Source organism: Bradyrhizobium sp. Leaf396 (assembly GCF_001424605.1).
Taxonomy (GTDB): domain Bacteria; phylum Pseudomonadota; class Alphaproteobacteria; order Rhizobiales; family Xanthobacteraceae; genus Bradyrhizobium; species Bradyrhizobium japonicum_C.
In genome coordinates this window covers 119,230-137,974 of sequence record NZ_LMQJ01000002.1, presented here as the reverse complement: position 1 = coordinate 137,974, position 18,745 = coordinate 119,230, and the positions used below count along the sequence as shown (strand labels likewise).

The window sequence follows — 18,745 nt, the reverse complement described above, 5'->3', positions numbered from 1 at the left end:
CGGCGCTGCCTCGGCCGAACCTAAGGACCCAATCTTATGAACACCGAAGAACTTCTTGATTACGACGATCTCGGCAACGCCCTGCGCGAAGGCCGGGCGTTGCGTCCGGCGCGGGGGTATCGCTTTCTCCTCGCGCAGGGCGATCTCAACTTCCAGTCCCGTGTGGTGAGCGATCCCGTGCCGCTCGGCCGCCAGTTGCTGGAAGCCGCGGCACTCGACCCGCGGGACGGTTACAGCCTCATCGCGATCCTGCCCTCGGGCGATTTCGAGGATGTGAGGCTCAACGAGCCGTTCGACCTGCGTGAGCGCGGCGCCGAGCGGTTCATCGCCTTCCAGACCGACCGCGACTTCAAGCTGACCCTCAACGACCACGAGCTGCTCTGGGGCAAGCCGGTCATCAGCGGCACGGTGCTCTACGGCCTCGCCAAGCCCGGCGAGGGGGAGGCCGTCTTCCTCGAGGTTCCCGGCGGTGAAGATCGCCTGATCGAGCATGGCGAGCTGATCGATCTGGTCCAGCCCGGCATCGAGCGGTTCATCACCGCGCGGCTGACGTTCGAGATCATCGTCAATTCGCGGCCGCGCACGGTGAACGCCCGCACGGTGACGTTCGAACAGATCGTCCAGCTCGCCTTCCCGGGCCAGCACGAACCCAACGTCGTCTTCTCGATGACCTATCGGCACGCGGCGTCGACGCCGCCCGCCGGTGAGCTCGGGGTTGGCGGCTCCGTCGACGTCAAGAAGAAGGGCACGGTGTTCAATGTCACGCGCACTGTTCAGTCGTAATCCGGACCTCAAGCGGCTGCGGGACGAAGGCTACTTCGTCCAGCAGCAGGGCGGGTATCTCGTTATGCGCGAGGTGCCGTATGTCGATGCGCGCCGGGAGGTGCGCATCGGCACCCTCATCTCCAGCCTCACGCTGGCCGGAGATCAGACGCGCCCGCCCGACACCCATGTCATCCACTGGGACGGCGATTTCCCGTGCCACGCCGACGGCAGGCCCATCCAGGGCATCTCGCATGCGGCCGGCGCCTTCGATCTCGGCCACGGCCTGAAGGCGACGCACAGCTTCTCCAGCAAGCCAGACGGCGGCTACTCGGACTACCACCACAAGATGACGAGCTACGCGAATATCCTCGCGGGCCCGGCCGCAGTGCTGAAGTCCGGCGCGACGCCTCGCACCTTCCGCGAACCGGAAGAGGAGGAGGACAGCGTCTTCAACTATGTCGAGACCGCCTCCGACCGTGTCGGGATCGGCGTCCTGACCGAGCGACTCGTCAACGAGCGGGTCGCCATCATCGGCGTCGGGGGGACCGGCGGCTACATCCTGGATTTCGTCGCCAAGACGCCTGTCCGGGAAATCCGGCTGTTCGACAGCGACGAGTTCCTGACCCATAACGCGTTTCGCGCGCCGGGCGCTCCGAGCCTGGAGGAATTGCGGGAAGCGCCCAAGAAGGTCGAATACCTGAAGCGCATCTACAGCCGGATGCACCGGAACATCGTGGCGCACGATGTCGCGCTCGGCGTCGACAACATTCACCTTCTCGACGGCGTCACCTTCGCGTTCCTGTCCCTCGATGCGGGTGACGCTAAGCGGCTGATCGTAGAGAAGCTCGAGGCGATCGGCGCCGCGTTCGTCGATGTTGGCATGGGGCTCGAGCTCGACGAGGGGTCGCTGGGCGGCATCCTGCGCGTCACCGCCAGTACGCCGGAGAAGCGCGATCACGCGCGGCAGCGCATTTCCTTCGTCGGCGGCGGCGCCAAGGACATCTACGCCTCCAACATCCAGGTCGCGGATCTCAACGCCCTGAATGCTGTCCTCGCGGTCGTCAAGTGGAAGAAGATTCGCGGCTTCTACCGCGACCTCGAGCGCGAGCATCACTGCACCTACACCACCGACGGCAACATGCTGATCAACGGGGATCTCGCGTGATACGGCACAAGCGACTCGAACATCGTTTCGTCGAACACATCCCTGAGCGCCTTGAGGCAGGCATTCTCTATGTTTCGATGGAATATGCCACATCAGCCCACAGCTGCTGCTGCGGTTGCGGCGAGGAGGTCGTCGCCCCCTTCACGCCGACGGACTGGAAGATGACGTTCGATGGCGAGACCGTCTCCCTTCGGCCGTCGATCGGCAATTGGACGCTGAAATGCCGGTCACACTATGTGATCGACCGCAGCAAGGTGATCGAGGCCGGCCCCTGGAGTGACGAGCAGGTCGAAGCCGAGCGTCGTCGTGACCGCGCTGCCAAAGCGCGCTTCTACGGGCAGACGCCAGCGATCGAACTTGCCGTTCAGCCCGCTCCCGTCAAGGCGGCTCCCGGCTTCTGGCGCCGCGCCTGGCGTTGGCTATCTGGCAGATCGTGACGATAGGCCCGACGGCAGGTTGCCGTCGGGCTATCCCGCTTCGGAACGCAGCGCAGCCCTAAGAGACAAATCAAGAACATCTATCAGGAGCTTACACGGTCTTCGCCGAAATCCTTGTGCAAGGAATGACCGACACACCATATATTGATGTTAGGCATGGGGCGATCTCCTAGCACGTGCGCGTCTCCACTCATGGTGGTGGGGACGTGGGCGAGCTTCTTGCGACCTCCTCCGGTGCCTGGCGAGGACAGATAGGCATCGAGAAGGAGCGTGGAGAATGGATGCTACCGAATTCAAGCCCGGCGATCTTGTGCGGGTGAAGTCAGGCGGGCCGATCATGACGGTCGAGCAGGTCGGGAAGACGGCCATGCTGGAGGAGGATGCCGTCTGGTGTGTCTGGTTCGAGAAGGTGGGCAACAAGCAGGTCGCGCGGAAAGACACGTTCGCGCCGGTCGTGCTGGAGAAGGCTGAGAAGCCACGAGCCGCGTTCTCCGTCGGCGTCGTTCGGGCGTAGCGTGGTGCCTCATGCCGTTTCGCGGCCTGTTCATCGGCATCGACCGTTATAGCTCGACCGGCATTGATGAGCTGACCTGCGCGCGTCGCGACGCGACGGCGCTGGAGGCACTGTTCTTCGACACGCTGGGCGGCAGCACAGTCTTGCTGGCAGATGCGGAGGCCACGCGGCAGCGGATTGAGGACGCATTTGCCGACCTGGCCGGCTGCGGCCCCGAGGATACGGTGGTGATCGCGTTCTCCGGCCATGGGTCGGAGACACATGAGCTCGTCACCCACGACGCGAATCCAGATGATCTCGCCGGCTCCGCGATCCCGCTCGAGCTGTTGCAGGAATGGTTCTCGCGGATACCGGCAAAGCGCCTGATCCTGTTCCTCGACTGTTGTTTTTCCGGCGGCATTGGGGCGAAGGTTCTGCACGTCGATGCGAAGCCGCGCAGCCTTTTGTCCGCCGAAGCGCGCCTGGCTCAGCTTGGCGGCGCTGGTCGGATCATCTTCACCGCCTCCGCGGCGACCGAGCCCGCCTATGAGCACCGCCGGTTCGGGCACGGCTTTCTGACCCACTTTCTGCTTGAGGCGCTATGTGGCGCCGAGGAAGTCGTGAGCGGCGGCAAGCTCTCGCTCTACCGCCTCCTCGAGCATGTCACGAGCCGCGTCCGGGCGGCCGCGCTGCAGGGCGGCAAAGAGCAGAACCCGACCATGCGCGGGAGCATCGACGGCGATGTCGCGTGGCCCGTGTTCGTGCCGGGCGCTAAGTATCGGGCGGCCTTCCCGGCGCGTCTGCCTGCCAAGGTGACGTCCGATCTTGCCAGCCTCTCGTCGGCCGGTTTCCCCGACGCGCTTGTCACCGCCTGGGCTGGAGCGATCCCGTCCTTGAATGCGCTTCAGATCTCCGCCATCACCGACTTCGGCGTGCTGGACGGCGAGAACCTGGTGGTGTCGGCCCCGACATCCTCGGGCAAGACGATGGTGGGCGAGCTCGCGGCGCTCCGGAACGTGCTGGATCGCAAACGGGCTTTGTTTCTGCTGCCGCTTAAGGCCCTTGTGGCAGACAAGCGGCGGCACTTCGAGAGCGTCTATGGCGGTTTCGGGGTCCGCACGGTGGAAGCGACGGGCGAGACGGACGACATCGCGCCTCTGCTGCGGGGCCAATACGATGTCGGTCTCCTGACCTATGAGAAGTTCGCCGCGATCGCGCTGACATTCCCTCATGTGCTGGCGCAGGTCGGCGCGATCGTGATCGACGAAGCGCAGATGATCGCCGACCGTGGCCGCGGCGCGAATCTGGAGTTCATTTTGACGCTCATCCGGATGCGCCGGCGTGAGGGGATCGAGCCCCAACTGATCGCGCTTTCGGCTGTGATCGGGGACACGAACGGCCTTGAGCAATGGCTCGGCGCGCGGCTCTTGCGGCGCACGGAGCGGCCCGTTCCGCTTGAGGAGGGCTTGTTGCTCGGCACCGGGCATTTCCGCTTTCTTGACCCGGAGAATGGCAATGAGCAGGTTGAGGGGCCGCTCGTTCGGCGTCTTGTCGGCGGCAAAGGATCCAGCCAGGATTGGATCATCCCGCTGGTGCGCAAGCTTGTCGCCGAAGGCCAGCAGGTGATCGTGTTTCGCGAAACCAAGGGCGAAGCCCGCGGCTGCGCCAACTATCTCGCAGAGTCGCTCGGATTGCCTCCGGCTGCCGAGGCGCTGACGCAGATGCCCGGCGGCGATCCCTCGCAGGCCAGCGCCGACTTGCGGAGCGCGCTGGGGCGCGGCGTCGCTTTCCACAACTCGGATCTCGACCGCGAAGAGCGGCGCGTCATCGAGGAAGAATTTCGCCGTAGCGGCTCGGGCCTGCGCGTCATCGCAGCCACGACGACGCTGGCGATGGGCGTGAACACGCCCGCGTCATCGGTCATCATCGCCGGCTTGAATCATCCCGGCGACGAGCCCTATTCGGTAGCCGAATACAAGAACCTAGTCGGTCGCGCGGGAAGGCTTGGCTTCGCCGAGAAGGGAGCTTCGTATCTGCTGGCGCTCGATCCGCGCGCCGAGCATGATCTGTGGTCGCGATACGTGACCGCGGAGCCGGAAGACTTGGTGTCCCGCTTCCTCGACGGTACAACCGACCCACGCTCCCTGATTATCCGCGTCCTAGTCGCGGCACAACGAGCGGCCGGCGAAGGCGTGCCGAGCGAGGAGATTGTCGAATTTCTGGAATCGAGCTTCGGCGCGTTCCAAGCCCGGCGCGCCCATAGCGCGTGGCAGTGGAGCCGGCCGGATCTGCTTTCGGCCCTAGCGGATTTGGAACGCCACGGCCTGGTGCAGAAGAACGCTACAGGCGCGTATGAATTGACCAAGCTGGGCCGTCTCGCTGGCGAAAGCGCGGCAGAGGTCGGGTCCATCGTCGCGCTCGTAGATTGCCTCGGCTCGCTTCAGCCCCAAGAAATCAGCGATCCCGTCCTGATTGCCGCAGCTCAAACGACGGTCGAGGTCGATCAACTCCTTTTTCCGATCAACCGAAAAAGCACGCAGAAAGAGCCTCAGCTATGGCCCAACGAGCTGCAGAGGCAGAATGTGCCGTGGCACGTCCTGAACGCGCTTCAGCGCGGGACAACAGAAGATCATCAGGCGACCCTGCGTGCGAAGAAGGCGGTCGCTTGTCTTTTGTTCGTGTCCGGTCGTGCCATGAGCGAGATCGAGCGCGTGCTGACGCAGTTCGGTGGTGCGTTTGGCGGCGCCGCCGGCCCCATACGCGCGGTCGCAGCGCGGACTTGCGATCTGATGCCGGTCGCGGCTCGCGTCGCCGAGATCCTGCACCCCACGCTCGATCTCGGTGACCGTGTGAGACGTCTGGCGATCCGGTTGACATATGGCGTGCCCAGCGCCGCCGTCGACCTCGCCCAATTCGCTGGAGCCGATTTGCTGCGGGGCGACTATTGCCGCTTGGCCGCCGCGCAGCTCTGTGAGCCCGAACAGATCGACGCCGCAACTGATGACCAAATTCTGGCATGCGTGGACAAGGACAGGCGCAAGCTTGCACTTGTCCGCGATGCGGCGAAGCGCGTTGCCAAGCGTCGGGCCGAAGCGGTGGCGCCTTCCGCCCCGATCCTTGAAGTATATGTGCCCTAAATTGCGCGCAACGGGGGCGTGAGGCGATTGCGTCAGATGCCCCCTCTGCGAGACGTTCCTGCCTCAGAAAGTCTCCAATGCTGGCGGAGCCAATGCGGCAGCGGGCGATCAAGCGGTCGAACGAGACAACGCGCCGCTACGGCTGCGCTCGGTGTGCAGGAGTGTCAGGATGGTCTGCCGGTTCGGAGCAAATGACCTGGTCGCCGATGGCGCCAAACCGAAGATCGTCGATTTCTTCAAAAAGCTTTTTCGACTGCATCGTGGGCGGCGATGAATTGCTCGCCGACCAGTGGCTGATCGCAAGCCTCAAGCTGCCAAGCGACGCTCCTCGTCCTCGGCTTCGTTCCCCGGCTCTCCAACCGCTTTGGTCAGGAAGAGGTCAAGCGCAGCTCGACGAGAATCACGATCCAATGCGTAGGCCGTCTGTTTGAATTCGATCCCCTCGAGTAGCCCTTGGATGTAACCGGAGATCGTGTCGGCGGCCATGATGAGCGCAGTGTCGAGCGTGTGAATGTATTTGCTCGTCACCGAGCCCTTGGAGTGGCCGACGAGCGCCGCGATGGTCACCTCGGTGAAACCGAGATCGTTGGCGATGCTGGCAAAGCTGTGACGCAGGACATGCGGGGTGACGCCGGCGAGCGGACTGTCGCTGAAAATCTGTTCCCAATGGTTCGGGAAGCTGCCGAACGCATGGTCCTCGCCCTGACCTGGGAAGACATAGGTGCCCGCTGCGGTCTTGCGCCGTTCCTCCAGATACTCGACGACGGGCAATCCGATTGGACGAATGGACTCACCTTCCTTGCTGTCCACCAGGCGCATGCAGCTCGCGTCGGTGTCAGCTTCGATCCACATTAGCGAGATCATTTCCGAGCGGCGGCAGCCGGTGAGCGCGATCTGCCGGATGATGTCCACGGTCATGGCGTATTTTTCGTTCGCCGCGGCATCGCGAAGCATTTGCCCGAGGGTGCGATACTCCGCCTCGGTCAGCCTACGATTCCGAACATTGTCCTTGGGCTTCTTGATGCCGTGCGCCGGATTGACCTCTATAATCCCAGCATCGACAGCGTAGGTGAGGATTCCGCCCAATAGGCCGACGGTGCGCGTGGCGGTGCCCGCGCCACCACGAACAATGGCCTTTCCTCGCAGCTTTTTCGTCTTGACGGCGACGCGCGTCTTGCCGGCCATGATGTCCTTCAAGACCTTGTTGATGTCGGCCTTGGTGAGATCCTTGACCCGGCGCGCGCCGATCAGCGGGATGATGTGCCGCTCGATACGGCCAGTGTCGGTGACGATGGTGGTGGGCTTTTTCGGTCGCCCGCCCTTACCCAGAATGAGGCCCGCGTTCAGATCAGCGGTATAGAGGGCGCAAAGCTCCTTGACCGTGATGGCCTTGTGATCGAGCTGACGTTCTTCGGAAGGGTTGTCGCCGCGCGCGACGCGCCCGAGTTGGACCTTCGCTTCTTGCCGGGCTGTCTCCGGCGTCCACACGCCATGCAGGCCGATGGTGTAGCGTCGCGTGCGTCCAACAGCGCGATATTGGATGAGGTAGCTGCGCTTGCCGGAGGCGAACACGCGGAGGCCGAAACCGGGCAGTTCGTCGTCCCAGATAAAATAGTCCTTCTCGCGAACATCGGCAGCGTCCACGATCCGCTTGGTCAGCTTTGCCATGAGGTGTTCCCCTCGCTAGTGAGGGGCTGCTTCCGCGGAAGCACCACGGAAGCAACCGGATGGATATCGGAGCGAAATTCTGGATAGACAGTTCGGCGCGGAAATACGAATTGTCTAGTATCTTCAGTTACATATCGCATTGTAGCGTGCCCTGTCGTGCATTTAGGATAGGCAGGCTAAATTGCTCCGAAGGCAAAGGTCACACGTTCGAATCGTGTCGGGTGCGCCAGTTGCCAGCCGTTCAGGCGCCGGCCCTCACGTCAGCATCGCAATGATCACGTGGAGCTGGTCGGACGCGGCCGTCACCAGTCCGTCATATGACGTCTGGCCGTGTGCGGCGGCGTGCAGGATGTATTCGGCGACGGCCGCCTTAAGGCCGAACACGGATTGATGGGCCGGAACGCTTGCCATCACGGTTTCCAGCGCTTGACGCATGGTGTGAATGAGCTCGGAGCTGTATTGCATGGGCTGTCCTCCCGCCGGCTCATATTGGATCGCGTGTCCATGCTTGCCACTCACAAGCCCGAGATTGTTTCTTGAATCGGTCGAGACTCAACGTCTCAGTTCAAACGCAAGATCGCCGCATTGAGCACGCCGGCAAACGCTACCCAGGCGGCGTAGGGCACGAACAAGGCGGCGGCCAGACGGTCGCGTGACAGCTCGAGACTGATGTAAGTCACGATCGCGACGAGCAGGCAGATGAGGATGACGAGCGCGGCCCCGATCTGGTGCATGGTGAACATGACCGGCGACCAGACGAAATTGAGCGCCATTTGCGCGGCCCAAGCCAGCATCGCCTTGCCCCGGGGCTCGCGACGAAATGTCCGCCAGCCCGCAATCGCGATCAGAACGTAGAGAATCGTCCAGGTTATCGGGAACACCCAGTTCGGCGGCACGAAGCCCGGCTTGGCAAGACCGGCATACCATTCCCCAGGCAGATTGGTTGCGCCGATGAGCCAACCGATGCCGACCACGCCTGCCACGAAGACCAACAAGTGAAACATCCATCACCTCGCGCTTCTCTTCACCCGATTGTATCATCTTTCCATGAGCGAATCCGACAGGGTGACCGGCAAAGCCTCGCGGGTGCGCAAGATCATCCATATCGACATGGATGCCTTCTATGCGTCGGTGGAGCAGCGCGACAATCCGGAGCTGCGCGGAAAGCCGGTCGCCGTCGGAGGCTCCGCGCAACGCGGCGTCGTCGCGGCCGCGAGCTACGAGGCCCGCAGGTTCGGTGTGCGCTCCGCCATGCCGTCCGTGACGGCGAAGCGGCAATGCCCCGATCTGATCTTCGTCAAGCCGCGCTTCGAGGTCTACAAGGCCATCAGCCGGCAGATCCGCGACATCTTTGCCGAGCACACACCGCTCATCGAGCCGCTGTCGCTCGACGAAGCGTATCTGGACGTGACGGAAAATCTCCAAGGCATTCCTCTGGCGCGGGACATCGCCCTGCGCATCCGCGAGAAGATCAAGGCCGAGACAGGTCTCAACGCGTCGGCCGGCATCTCCTACAACAAGTTCCTGGCCAAGCTCGCGTCGGACCATCGCAAGCCCAACGGCCAGTTCGTGATCTCGCCGGAGATGGGACCGGCCTTCGTCGAGACGCTCCCGGTCGGCAAGTTTCATGGCATAGGCCCCGCCACTGCCGCGAAGATGAACGCGCTAGGCATGTTCACCGGCCTCGACATGCGCAACCAGACACTGGAGTTCATGAACGCGACCTTCGGCAAGTCGGGCGCCTATTATTACTGGATCTCACGCGGCGTCGACGAGCGGCCAGTCCGCGCCAATCGGATCCGCAAATCCATCGGCGCGGAGAACACGTTCTCCGTCGATCTCGCCGAACTTGATGCGCTGGTCGGAGAGCTCAGGCCTCTCGTCGACAAGGTCTGGCGTCACTGCGAGGCGACCGGCAATCGCGGCCGCACCGTGACCTTGAAGATCAAGTTTGCCGACTTCGAGATCATCACGCGCAGCAGGTCCGTCGCAGCGGCCGTCGCAGGCCGGGACGAGCTGGAGCGGCTGGCCTGCGGCCTGCTCGAAGCCGAGATGCCGCTGCCCAAGCGCGTCCGGCTGCTCGGGGTCTCGCTGTCTTCGCTCAAGGCCGGCGACGCTCCGGAACCGCAGCTGACGCTGGGCATCTGAACCGGGCTGGCGCGTCCTTTCGGCGGACGCGGCAGGCGCGAGGTCTGACATCCACAACAGCCACTCCGCGCAAAGAGCGGACGCCGCGCCGCCGCTGATCCGGTTCATTCATCTCACGTCGCTCTACTCCGCCGAAGCAGTGATCTGTGCCGGCACTCTCCCTGTTCAGCTGAGCATGGAGGCGGTGGTCGTCCTGTTCACCATTGTCGCGATCGTTGGACTTGCAACGGCCGCAGCAACCGCGGCGAGAGGCGGCAGGACCAAGCCCGCAGAACGCAGCAATGGCAGGTCTTTGACCGCGCTGTGTGGCCTCGTGGCGCAGGGAACCCAGCGCGTCCTCGCGCTGTTACAAGCCTGCTCCGGCAGTTCGGCCGACACATGCCGAGATCCCGCAATGATCGACTGGTCCTCCATTCTCATTCCGCAGAATTCCATCGCCGAAGTCGTGTTGCGGGGGACGCTGATCTATTTCCTGCTCTTTTTCATCCTTCGCCTCTTCCTCAACAGACAGTCCGGTGCCGTCGGCATCCCGGACCTACTCGTGGTTGTCCTCATCGTCGAGGCGACGACGGATGCACTAGGGCGCAACGAATCGGTCACCGAAGCGGCGATCCTGATCTCCACGGTCATGTTCTGGAGCTACGGCCTGCAATGGCTCGCCTATCATGTGCCCGCCTTGGAGATCCTGACAACCTCTCCCAAGGTCAAACTGGTCGAGAGGGGTCGAATGCTGCGCCGTAATATGCGCAAAGAACTGGTGACGGAAGATGAGTTGAAATCGTTGCTCAGGACGCAGGGCGTAGAAGACCTCAACATGGTGAAACTCGCCTGTCTCGAAAGCAGCGGTGATATCAGCGTGATCACATACGACAAGGCTGAACCCGCTTCCGGTCGCTCGAGCAAGGCGAAGGAGCTTGCCTGATCTAGTTTGAAGACATTTCGGCCGACCACGATGTCGGCTCTTCGTACTTTGACGTCCCCATGGTACCGGCCTGGTCGCCGACCGCGTGAGGGCTGCTTGGGACGGCCGCAGCCCCCCTCTCGGCGGCGATGCGGTGCCTTAACGAGGCCCGAGAGACCAACCGACGCGACATCTTTATCCGCGACGCAGCTGCAATCCTGTCGTACAGACACCCATCACGACGTTTTCGCGATTGAGCTGGAATGCTTGGCTTATTGATCCGCCTCGGGCTGCGCTTCGAAGACCGCATCGAGGAGCGGCGGTTTGTCGACCAATACGTCCGAGGCAGCCTCGGCTGGACGCAGATCGCGATGCTGCTCGGCGCCGCCACCTATGCGGGCTACACGCTCTGGGATTGGGTGCTCTACCCCGAAGTGGTTCCGACGACGCTGGCCATCCGTGGCGGCACGGCGCTGTTCGTGCTGCTGCCGTTGACGGCGCTGTTGTCGCGACGATGGATGAAGCCGTGGGCCGAGACGATCTTTCTCGTCTATTGCGTCATTCCCGGCTGCATCCTGCCGAGCATTTATCTCGTGCTGCCGTCCGGCTTCACCTTTGCCGCGCCCGGCATGATGATGATCATCCTGTTCGTCTCGACCATGCTGCCATTGCGGATCGGCTCGCTTGCGATCTTCTGCCTGCTGTCATGGGTTGCGCTGCTGGTCGCCGAGTCGTTCGCGTTGACGATGCCGGCGGGCCTGAGATTCATCAATCATACCCTCGTCGGCAACGCCTACGCATTGTCGCTCTACGCCGTGGCCGCGCGCGAGTACCGGGCGCGGAAGCAATTCCAAACCTCCGAAGCGCTGCAGCGGGAGAAGGAACGCTCCGAGAAATCGCTGCGCGATCTGCGCGCGACCCAGGAGCAACTCGTGCAGACGGAGAAACTCGCCTCGCTCGGGCAATTGGTCGCTGGAGTCGCTCACGAGGTCAGCACGCCGCTCGGCCTCGCCCTGACGACCTCCACCACCATGCAGACCGATCTGCAGACGATGGCAGATGCACTGGGCGGAGCATCCGTCCGGCGCTCCGACCTGACGAAAGGGATCGACCGGCTCAGGCAAGGTCTCGATCTGACCTTCGAAAATCTGCATCGCGCATCCGAGATGGTGCACAGCTTCAGGCAGGTCGCCGTCCATCAAGCCGATGAGGACCGGCGCGAGTTCGAACTCAAGGATTGGCTCTCGGAGTTGATGTCCAGGCTCGGGCCGCTGCTGTCGCACAATGGCCTGGCGGTCGAGGTCCAGTGCCCAGCGGGCATCAGGCTCAACAGCTACCCCGGAGCGCTTGCTCAGGTGATCAGCAATCTCGCCCTGAATACGGCAGGGCATGCGTATCCCGGCAAAAGAGGCGGCAGGTTTATCCTCACAGTCAGCCAGCCGGACCCGAAATCAGTCCGTCTGGTCTGCTCTGATGATGGCGTCGGCATCCCGGACGAATTGCAGGCGCGCATCTTCGATCCGTTCGTCACGACAAGTCGGGACAGTGGTCATTCCGGCCTCGGGCTCCACATCGCCTTCAATCTGGTCGCCTCATCGTTGAACGGCCGGCTGCGGCTCGAGCGCACGAAGCATCCGGGGACCCGGATCGCCATCGAGATCCCGCTCCAGGCATGATCCCGGCAGCTACGTTGGAGCCCTCAGCGCGCGCCGCACGGCTGACGGTGACGGATTCTCGGACCCCGCCACCATTGAGAGCGATTCGCCGGGCCGCTCAATGCCGCACGTGCTCGAACACAACGATCACGCCAGTCGGCTCGGGCTCGTGTGCCATCAGGCGCGTCAAATCGGAATCGCCCCAATCGGCCAGGCTGACGACCTCGCCGCTGTGGCGTTCGGTATCGGGCGATCCCGTCGGCTCGAGGACCTTGAGTCCCATCTCGTCGACGAAGAAGGTGTGCTCGCCGAACATGCTGTTGAGCTGCGGCATCGCGGGATGCTCGTCGGGCAGCACCTGAGCGCCGAGCTGGTTGACGGTCTGCTTCACCTGTTCGGATGTGAGCTTCATGAGCTGCTCCGTTTCTGTCGTGGCGGGTTTCCATTAAGCCGAGCCAGGACGGTGTTCCCTGCGACGGTATCTGCCTGGCTCACCTCCCGAACAGGTGCTGCGCACAAATGTTCCTGGGAAATGTATTTCGTGATAAGGGCGCGCCATCTGCCGCGTTCAAGGCACGGGATCGCCACAGGATGCCCATGATTCGCCGATGTCGCGCTATTCAGCAGCTTCGACGACCCGAATGTCGCGGTCGGCGCCGTCTCCGAGCAGATCGTGTGCCTTCTGATAGGCCGGGCTCGCATACGCCGCCTTGGCGCTCTCGACGCTGTCGAACTCGATGAGAACCACGCGCTCCATTTGGCCAAGCTCGAAGGCAGCGGCCGGCATTCCCCGCGCAAGCACGCGGCCACCAGCCGCTTCGATGGCCGGGCGCGACAGCTTGGCATAAGCCGCCATGGACTCGGGATCCTTGATCGCGCGATACGTGGCAACCCAATAGGCTTTTGCCATTCTCGTTCTCCTTGGTTTACATCGACTGCTACTTGCCTTTGACCTCGCCGACGGACAGCGCGCAGATGCGCGAAAGATAAGTGTAAGGCAGGCCGGTCTCCTCGGCCCAGGCGTTGAACTGCGCCTGCACCTTGGCGAGATCGCCCTTCGACTTGACCTCTTCAGCGATATCGAGACCTGCATTGCGCAGGCACGCCACGACGTCCTTGGACGTCACGAAACCGTCCCAGCCGACGAAGCGCAGCAACATCTGGCCGGTGTTGCCTCCCAGCCGGCTGCCGCGCCTGGTGAGCAGATCGAGCAGGCCGATCTCGTCGGACGACGGCCACTTCGCCAGAAACTTGCCGAAGCTGCCGTGCTCCTTCGCGATGTCCTGCACGAAGGCGGCGTTGTCGCGCACGGACATGATCTTGGCGCCGTTGCGTACGATCCGCGCGTCGGCCAGCAGGCCCTCCCAATAGTCTTCGGGCTGGAAGGTGAGCGTGGCGGGTTGGAAATGCAGGAAGGCGTCTTCAAAGCCGTCCCATCTGGAATCAATCACGCTCCAGGCAAAACCGGCGCAGAACACCCGCTTGGTCATTTCGGCGAGGATGCGGTCATCGCCGAGCCTCGCCAACCGCTTGAGGTCAGGCTTTGCCGGCAGCAGTTTCTCGAGCGCCTTGGGCCCGCCCTTTCGTTTCTCGGCGCGGGCGCGAATGGTCTTGAAGGGAGTCATTGGGGGCACGAGCGGTTGAGGGTATGCAAGGACATCAGAGTTCGGCGATCCGGTCCAGCCCTCGCACTGCCTGAGCCTTGCCTGTGCCACGCGTCCAAGCATGCTGTCGCGCGGTGGAATGAGGAAGCGAGCAGTCGTATTGGTCTGCTTCTTGCTTTGTGTCGTTTGAAATTCCCGGACATTCTCGATCGCTCGCGGACGGTTCTCCAATGCGCTGCCTGGTCGTGGCCGACCTGCACTATTCGCTGCCTCAGCTCGACTGGCTGGTCAGCGCGGCGCCGCAATTCGACCTCGTGATCTTCGCCGGCGATGCGCTCGACATCGGCTCGATCGTGGATTTCCGCGCCCAAATCCTGGTGGTGAAGAAATACCTTGCGCTTCTCGCCGCGACGACCCGCGTGATCCTCTGCTCCGGCAATCACGACCTCGACGGGCGCAACGCGGAGGGCGAGAAGGTATCGCGCTGGATCTCGGAGATGCGCGAGCTCGGCATTGCCTGCGACGGCGACAGCTTCAGCATCGGCGACACAAGCTTCACGGTGTGCCCGTGGTGGGACGGACCGCTCGTCAAGCAACGGCTTGTCGAGCAGTTGCGCGATGCCGCCGCAGGCCGGAAGCAGCGCTGGATCTGGGCGCATCATGCGCCGCCGGCGGGTTCGCCGACAAGCTGGGGCGGCAAGCGCTTCTTCGGCGACGTCGAGCTGGTGCAGTGGATCAAGCAATATCAGCCGTCCATGGTGATCTCGGGTCATGTGCATCAATCGCCCTTCATCGGCGATGGATCGTGGTTCGACCGGCTGGGCCAGACATGGGTCTTCAACACCGGACTGCAACCCGGCCGCCCCCCGACCTACATCGTGCTGGACCTCGACGCGGACAAGGCGTTCTGGCTTGCGGCGGGTGAGGCGCAATGGATCGACCTGAATGCTCCGCTACAGCGCCCCGCCGCTGCCATCGAGGCGCCTCCGGCCTGGCTCACATTCTTGGATCGGATTGCCGATCCGAGCCTGGCGAGACCTCAAGCGGCGGCAGGTTGATCATGCTTTGAAGCACTTCCCCGACCATGGCCAGATGCGTGCCGTGGCCAGCATATTGGCGCTTGAGATCGGCGAGGTAGGTATTGGCGGCATTGAGGCGCTGCGCCAGCATCTTCGCGATCAGCAGCGCCACACCCGGCTCCCTCTCGAGGAAGGCGGCGGCATCCTCGAATTCGTAGACGACTGCGTCGGAGCAGGCTCGCACCGTTGCCGTATGCGGCTGGCCGAGCAGCACGGACATTTCACCCAGCACGGCGCCGGGTTCGGTGACGGTGGCGACCACCATCTCGCCCTTGAGCACCTCGAGCCTGCCTTGCATCAGCACGTAGAGATGGCCGGTGGTGCCGCCCTCTGCGACGATTGTCGTGCCGGCGGCAAGCTGCCGTTCCGTTCCGCCGGTGCAATAATCCAGAACCGCGCGCATCTTGCGAAGCTCCCATCGCTGCGGACACTCCATCGCGAGAGACTAGAGCACGATCCGTGCCACGCGGCAAATCAACGTGGCCGCGGCGGCCGCGACATCACACCCGAGAGAGCGAAGGCACCTCCTCCGGCACGATCGCCCGCAGGCCGCCGAAGCGGCGCTCGCGGCCATGGAAGGCGGCGAGCGCCTCGGCAAGATCACCTGCGTCGAATTCGGGCCACATCCGCTCGGTGAAGTGCAGCTCGGCATAGGCACCCTCCCAGAGCAGGAAGTCCGATAGACGCTTCTCGCCGGACGTGCGGATGATGAGATCGACATCGCGCAGGCCGGCCTCGCCGGTGACGAGCTGGGAGAAGGCTTCGCGGGTGAGGCTGGTGAGCGCAGCCGCCTTTGCCGCGGCATTGAGGATGGCGTCGCGCGCGGAATAATCGACGGCGATGCGCAAATGCAGCGTGCCACCATCGGCGGTGGCCTCCTCCGCGCGGGTGATCGCGGTGGCGATGCCCTCAGGCAAGCGATCGCGGCGGCCGATAACGGTGAGACGCACGCCGTTCTTGACCAGGCTCTGCACCTCGTTGGCGAGGTAGAAGCGCAGCAAGGTCATCAGCGCGGCGACCTCGGCCTTCGGCCTGCGCCAATTGTCGGTGGAGAACGCGTAAAGCGTCAGTGCGCCGATGCCCTGCTTGGGTGCTGCCTCGACGATCCGGCGGATGGTCTCGACGCCCGCCTCATGGCCGCGCACGCGCGACAGGCCGCGCCGCGTCGCCCATCTGCCGTTACCGTCCATGATGATGCCGACATGAAGCTTCTCGTGGCGGGACGTTGTTTCACTTTGCATTACAAAGTCTCCGGGCAAAAAAGGGGGATGATCAGGTCGATGCGATGCCGAGGCGCCCGAGCGGCGGCGCCTCGCGGCCGGCGGCTTTCGCTGCGTCGCGCACCAGCCGCTCAAGCACGGCGAGATAGTCGAGGAAGCGCCGGCGGCCGGCCTTGGTCAGGCGGCAGGTCGTGTGCGGTCGGTTGCCCTCGTAGCCCTTGGTCACCTCGACCAGACCGGCCTCCTGGAGCACGGCGAGGTGCCGGCTGAGATTGCCGTCGGTCAGGCCGCAGAGCTGCTTGAGATCGCCGAAGGCAAGCCCCTTGGGATGCGCCATCAGCGAGGTCAACAGGCCGAGCCTCGCCTTCTCGTGGATCACGCGATCGAGTCCTTCGTAAGAGAAGGGCGCGCTGTCAGTCTTCGGCATCGTCATCTCCGGACGCGACATGCAGGATGGCCGCCATCACCGCCTGCCCGATCACGAAGGGCAGCCCCATGGTCCATGGCGACAGCGTGTGGGTTTGGCTCGCGAGCACCACGACCGCGAAGCCGGACAGGAAATACCAGGCGCCGGCGAGCGCGACGGTGCGCGGCAACGAGCGGATCGAGGCAAAAATGCCGAGCGAAACCAGGATCTGCCACAGTCCCGGGAGCAGCCACAACGTCTCGCTGGCGAACTTCCACGTCACGACCGCGAGCAGCACGCCGGCAACGCCGGCCGGCAGGAACTGCTCGACCGCCTGATGGATCATGGCATCGGCAAGGCCTGAATGGTGACGGCGCGAGCGCGCGCGCATCTCGATCCCGATCATCAGTGCCGAGAGCGCGGCCGCAACGAACCAGCCGAGAAAGAAGCCGAGCGGCTCGCCGGTGGGATCATCCAAGAGCCAGAATTGCAGGACCGCGGTGATGAGCGCGACGGCGCCGGTCGCCGCCATGGTCGCCGGGCCGTACCCGCGGAATGCAGTGCCCGCAGCGATCTGGCTGCGGATCGCAACGATGTCGGAAAGTGCCTTGTCGAGATCGCGCATTGGCAATGCCAAACCTCGTTCCGCCCCCGGCATTGCGGGATGCAGGTTACTTTGTAATGCAAAGTATATGGCGCGGCAAAGCAAAGGCAAGGCCGAATGTCGCGCCGGCCGGATCGAAATTGCAGTAACAACTGCAGGTTGCGCGTACCCCGCCCTGACGGATAAGATGAACCCAAGGGCGTTCTGGGGGCTGGTATGTGGCTGAGATCGTTTGTGGTTGCGTTCGTTTTGCAGGTGAGTGTCTCCGCGGCCAACGCGGCGGGTCCGTTCGGAACCGTCAATGTCGGCAACTGGATCGGCGGCGCTTTCAGCAATGATGAGACGGGCGCCTTCTCCCATTGCGCGGCGACGGCACCTTACGCCAACGGGGTGAGTCTCGTCGTTGCGCAGAATGCGGCAGGCTCATGGCTGCTAAGCTTTGCCAGCCCCAGCTTTCGCTTCAACAAGGGCGATACGGCGCCCATCGACTTCATCTTCGATGGGCAGGAGCAGGCCAGACTGTTCGCGACCTCCAATGCACCCAACATGGTGACGACCATCCTGCCCCCCAGCGTCGCTCGCACCTTCCAGAAGGCAAGCCTGATGGTGGTGACGACCAATGGCAGCAAGCCGCTCCAATTCGTGCTGACATCGACGGCGCCCTTGGTCGCTGCGCTGGCGAATTGCGTCACGCGGGTGAAAGCCGATGGGCTCAACAAGGCGGGAGATTTCGCAAAGGGCAGTGCGAAGCCTGCGGCCACGGCGGACAAGGCGGCGTCACCGCCGGCCAGCAAGTCCGGCAAGTCCAGGAGTGGTACTGGGTTCGTGGTCAGCGGCAATGGACACGTCGTCACGAACCATCACGTGATCGACGGCTGCAGCGACCTCAAGGGCAATCTGACCGGCGAGGCCGCGGTTGCGTTGCGCGTTGTATCGATCGATGCAATCAACGATCTCGCCCTCCTGCAGGCGCCGTCGACGGCGACGTTCAGAGATTTTGCTCGAATCCGCGACCGCTCGATACGCTCTGGCGACTCGGTCGTCGCGATCGGCTTTCCCTACCGCGGACTGCTGAGCTCTGACTTCACCGTGACCACCGGGATCGTGAGTTCGCTCAGTGGCATGCGGAACGATTCGCGTTTCCTGCAGATCAGCGCGCCCGTGCAGCCCGGCAACAGCGGAGGCCCGCTGTTCGACACCACCGGCCAGATCGTCGGCGTGGTCACGGGAAAACTCGACAATCTGCGGATTGCAGTCGCTACCGGTAATATCCCCGAGAACATCAACTTCGCCATCAAGACGGGCGCGCTGCGTGACTTCCTCGACAATTCCGTAGTGCCCTACCAGACCGCAGAGCCGAAGGGCGAACTGAAAACCACCGAGATCGCTGCCAACGCCCGGGCCTACACAATGCTGATCTCATGCAATGGCACGGGACAAGCCGATGCCAAGCGGTAGGCCGT

20 protein-coding genes are annotated in these 18,745 nt (G+C 63.4%); 10 read left to right on the top strand and 10 right to left on the bottom strand.

Features of this window, described 5'->3' with window-relative positions; genetic code table 11:
- The first annotated feature begins 36 nt into the window (after window positions 1-36).
- The 5 genes from ASG57_RS03070 to ASG57_RS03050 all read left to right on the top strand — a co-directional run bounded on the left by ASG57_RS03070 (window position 37) and on the right by ASG57_RS03050 (window position 5,997).
- Window positions 37-783, top strand: a complete 747-nt coding sequence (locus ASG57_RS03070; protein ID WP_006023608.1) for a multiubiquitin domain-containing protein — start codon at window positions 37-39, stop codon at window positions 781-783.
- A complete protein-coding gene (locus ASG57_RS03065) occupies window positions 758-1,930 on the top strand; it encodes a ThiF family adenylyltransferase (protein ID WP_006023607.1) in 1,173 nt (390 codons plus the stop codon). Before ASG57_RS03070 ends, ASG57_RS03065 begins: the two co-directional genes overlap by 26 nt.
- Window positions 1,927-2,367, top strand: a complete 441-nt coding sequence (locus tag ASG57_RS03060; protein WP_006023606.1) for a ubiquitination-like system serine protease family protein — start codon at window positions 1,927-1,929, stop codon at window positions 2,365-2,367. Before ASG57_RS03065 ends, ASG57_RS03060 begins: the two co-directional genes overlap by 4 nt.
- Window positions 2,368-2,644: 277 nt before the next feature.
- On the top strand, window positions 2,645-2,881 hold the full coding sequence (locus ASG57_RS03055; RefSeq protein WP_006023605.1) for a DUF2158 domain-containing protein: 237 nt from the start codon (window positions 2,645-2,647) through the stop codon (window positions 2,879-2,881).
- Between the two features lie 11 nt (window positions 2,882-2,892).
- Window positions 2,893-5,997: a DEAD/DEAH box helicase gene (locus ASG57_RS03050; protein WP_006023604.1), complete on the top strand. Its 3,105-nt coding sequence runs from the start codon at window positions 2,893-2,895 to the stop codon at window positions 5,995-5,997.
- Between the two features lie 306 nt (window positions 5,998-6,303).
- Here ASG57_RS03050 and ASG57_RS03045 read toward each other — a convergent pair whose 3' ends face one another.
- The 3 genes from ASG57_RS03045 to ASG57_RS03035 form a co-directional block, all read right to left on the bottom strand.
- Window positions 6,304-7,665, bottom strand: coding sequence for a tyrosine-type recombinase/integrase (locus tag ASG57_RS03045; protein WP_006023603.1), 1,362 nt, complete (start codon window positions 7,663-7,665; stop codon window positions 6,304-6,306).
- 255 nt (window positions 7,666-7,920) lie between these two features.
- Complete coding sequence (locus tag ASG57_RS03040; protein WP_024338478.1) at window positions 7,921-8,130, bottom strand: hypothetical protein; 210 nt, start codon at window positions 8,128-8,130, stop codon at window positions 7,921-7,923.
- A gap of 95 nt (window positions 8,131-8,225) precedes the next feature.
- Window positions 8,226-8,669 carry a TspO/MBR family protein gene (locus ASG57_RS03035; protein ID WP_028145880.1) on the bottom strand — a complete coding sequence of 148 codons (444 nt, stop codon included), beginning with the start codon at window positions 8,667-8,669 and terminating at the stop codon, window positions 8,226-8,228.
- A gap of 43 nt (window positions 8,670-8,712) precedes the next feature.
- Here ASG57_RS03035 and dinB point away from each other — a divergent pair, with 43 nt between their 5' ends.
- The 3 genes from dinB (at window position 8,713) to ASG57_RS03020 (ending at window position 12,390) form a co-directional block, all read left to right on the top strand.
- The gene (dinB, locus tag ASG57_RS03030) at window positions 8,713-9,813 is read left to right on the top strand and encodes a DNA polymerase IV (protein WP_024338480.1); all 1,101 of its coding nucleotides are present in this window, start codon (window positions 8,713-8,715) and stop codon (window positions 9,811-9,813) included.
- 175 nt (window positions 9,814-9,988) lie between these two features.
- A complete protein-coding gene (locus ASG57_RS03025) occupies window positions 9,989-10,735 on the top strand; it encodes a DUF421 domain-containing protein (protein ID WP_024338481.1) in 747 nt (248 codons plus the stop codon).
- Window positions 10,736-10,977: 242 nt separating this feature from the next.
- Complete coding sequence (locus ASG57_RS03020) at window positions 10,978-12,390, top strand: sensor histidine kinase (RefSeq protein WP_057195658.1); 1,413 nt, start codon at window positions 10,978-10,980, stop codon at window positions 12,388-12,390.
- A gap of 97 nt (window positions 12,391-12,487) precedes the next feature.
- Here the strand turns inward: ASG57_RS03020 and ASG57_RS03015 are convergent, their stop codons facing one another.
- From ASG57_RS03015 to ASG57_RS03005, 3 genes are all read right to left on the bottom strand, one after another.
- Complete coding sequence (locus tag ASG57_RS03015) at window positions 12,488-12,781, bottom strand: hypothetical protein (protein WP_024338483.1); 294 nt, start codon at window positions 12,779-12,781, stop codon at window positions 12,488-12,490.
- Window positions 12,782-12,985: 204 nt separating this feature from the next.
- Window positions 12,986-13,279 carry a DUF1330 domain-containing protein gene (locus ASG57_RS03010; RefSeq protein WP_057195657.1) on the bottom strand — a complete coding sequence of 98 codons (294 nt, stop codon included), beginning with the start codon at window positions 13,277-13,279 and terminating at the stop codon, window positions 12,986-12,988.
- A gap of 28 nt (window positions 13,280-13,307) precedes the next feature.
- On the bottom strand, window positions 13,308-13,994 hold the full coding sequence (locus ASG57_RS03005) for a DNA-3-methyladenine glycosylase I (protein ID WP_024338485.1): 687 nt from the start codon (window positions 13,992-13,994) through the stop codon (window positions 13,308-13,310).
- A gap of 209 nt (window positions 13,995-14,203) precedes the next feature.
- Here ASG57_RS03005 and ASG57_RS03000 point away from each other — a divergent pair, with 209 nt between their 5' ends.
- Window positions 14,204-15,031 (top strand): metallophosphoesterase family protein, encoded by an 828-nt coding sequence (locus ASG57_RS03000; protein WP_024338486.1) that lies wholly within the window; start codon window positions 14,204-14,206, stop codon window positions 15,029-15,031.
- On the opposite strand, the gene ASG57_RS02995 is transcribed toward ASG57_RS03000, so the two are convergent.
- From ASG57_RS02995 to ASG57_RS02980, 4 genes are all read right to left on the bottom strand, one after another.
- Window positions 14,970-15,455 (bottom strand): Crp/Fnr family transcriptional regulator, encoded by a 486-nt coding sequence (locus tag ASG57_RS02995; protein WP_028145878.1) that lies wholly within the window; start codon window positions 15,453-15,455, stop codon window positions 14,970-14,972. The genes ASG57_RS03000 and ASG57_RS02995 overlap by 62 nt on opposite strands.
- Window positions 15,456-15,552: 97 nt before the next feature.
- Window positions 15,553-16,293, bottom strand: coding sequence for a di-trans,poly-cis-decaprenylcistransferase (locus tag ASG57_RS02990; RefSeq protein WP_024338488.1), 741 nt, complete (start codon window positions 16,291-16,293; stop codon window positions 15,553-15,555).
- Between the two features lie 31 nt (window positions 16,294-16,324).
- Window positions 16,325-16,699: a transcriptional regulator gene (locus tag ASG57_RS02985; RefSeq protein ID WP_024338489.1), complete on the bottom strand. Its 375-nt coding sequence runs from the start codon at window positions 16,697-16,699 to the stop codon at window positions 16,325-16,327.
- Window positions 16,686-17,303: a hypothetical protein gene (locus tag ASG57_RS02980; RefSeq protein WP_057195656.1), complete on the bottom strand. Its 618-nt coding sequence runs from the start codon at window positions 17,301-17,303 to the stop codon at window positions 16,686-16,688. The genes ASG57_RS02985 and ASG57_RS02980 overlap by 14 nt, the downstream gene beginning before the upstream one ends.
- A 195-nt stretch (window positions 17,304-17,498) precedes the next feature.
- Here ASG57_RS02980 and ASG57_RS02975 point away from each other — a divergent pair, with 195 nt between their 5' ends.
- A complete protein-coding gene (locus tag ASG57_RS02975) occupies window positions 17,499-18,740 on the top strand; it encodes a S1C family serine protease (RefSeq protein WP_057195655.1) in 1,242 nt (413 codons plus the stop codon).
- The last annotated feature ends 5 nt before the right edge of the window (window positions 18,741-18,745 follow it).

Excerpts from the sequence above, each read along its gene's own strand:
- ASG57_RS03015 (WP_024338483.1), bottom strand. The coding sequence starts at position 12,781 with ATGAAGCTCACATCCGAACAGGTGAAGCAGACCGTCAACCAGCTCGGC.
- ASG57_RS03025 (WP_024338481.1), top strand. The coding sequence starts at position 9,989 with ATGGAGGCGGTGGTCGTCCTGTTCACCATTGTCGCGATCGTTGGACTT.
- ASG57_RS03035 (WP_028145880.1), bottom strand. The coding sequence starts at position 8,669 with ATGTTTCACTTGTTGGTCTTCGTGGCAGGCGTGGTCGGCATCGGTTGG.
- ASG57_RS02995 (WP_028145878.1), bottom strand. The coding sequence starts at position 15,455 with ATGCGCGCGGTTCTGGATTATTGCACCGGCGGAACGGAACGGCAGCTT.
- ASG57_RS03055 (WP_006023605.1), top strand. The coding sequence starts at position 2,645 with ATGGATGCTACCGAATTCAAGCCCGGCGATCTTGTGCGGGTGAAGTCA.
- dinB (WP_024338480.1), top strand. The coding sequence starts at position 8,713 with ATGAGCGAATCCGACAGGGTGACCGGCAAAGCCTCGCGGGTGCGCAAG.
- ASG57_RS03005 (WP_024338485.1), bottom strand. The coding sequence starts at position 13,994 with ATGACTCCCTTCAAGACCATTCGCGCCCGCGCCGAGAAACGAAAGGGC.
- ASG57_RS03065 (WP_006023607.1), top strand. The coding sequence starts at position 758 with ATGTCACGCGCACTGTTCAGTCGTAATCCGGACCTCAAGCGGCTGCGG.
- ASG57_RS03070 (WP_006023608.1), top strand. The coding sequence starts at position 37 with ATGAACACCGAAGAACTTCTTGATTACGACGATCTCGGCAACGCCCTG.
- ASG57_RS03045 (WP_006023603.1), bottom strand. The coding sequence starts at position 7,665 with ATGGCAAAGCTGACCAAGCGGATCGTGGACGCTGCCGATGTTCGCGAG.
- ASG57_RS02990 (WP_024338488.1), bottom strand. The coding sequence starts at position 16,293 with ATGCAAAGTGAAACAACGTCCCGCCACGAGAAGCTTCATGTCGGCATC.
- ASG57_RS02985 (WP_024338489.1), bottom strand. The coding sequence starts at position 16,699 with ATGCCGAAGACTGACAGCGCGCCCTTCTCTTACGAAGGACTCGATCGC.
- ASG57_RS02975 (WP_057195655.1), top strand. The coding sequence starts at position 17,499 with ATGTGGCTGAGATCGTTTGTGGTTGCGTTCGTTTTGCAGGTGAGTGTC.
- ASG57_RS03000 (WP_024338486.1), top strand. The coding sequence starts at position 14,204 with ATGCGCTGCCTGGTCGTGGCCGACCTGCACTATTCGCTGCCTCAGCTC.
- ASG57_RS03040 (WP_024338478.1), bottom strand. The coding sequence starts at position 8,130 with ATGCAATACAGCTCCGAGCTCATTCACACCATGCGTCAAGCGCTGGAA.
- ASG57_RS03010 (WP_057195657.1), bottom strand. The coding sequence starts at position 13,279 with ATGGCAAAAGCCTATTGGGTTGCCACGTATCGCGCGATCAAGGATCCC.
- ASG57_RS02980 (WP_057195656.1), bottom strand. The coding sequence starts at position 17,303 with ATGCGCGATCTCGACAAGGCACTTTCCGACATCGTTGCGATCCGCAGC.
- ASG57_RS03050 (WP_006023604.1), top strand. The coding sequence starts at position 2,893 with ATGCCGTTTCGCGGCCTGTTCATCGGCATCGACCGTTATAGCTCGACC.
- ASG57_RS03020 (WP_057195658.1), top strand. The coding sequence starts at position 10,978 with ATGCTTGGCTTATTGATCCGCCTCGGGCTGCGCTTCGAAGACCGCATC.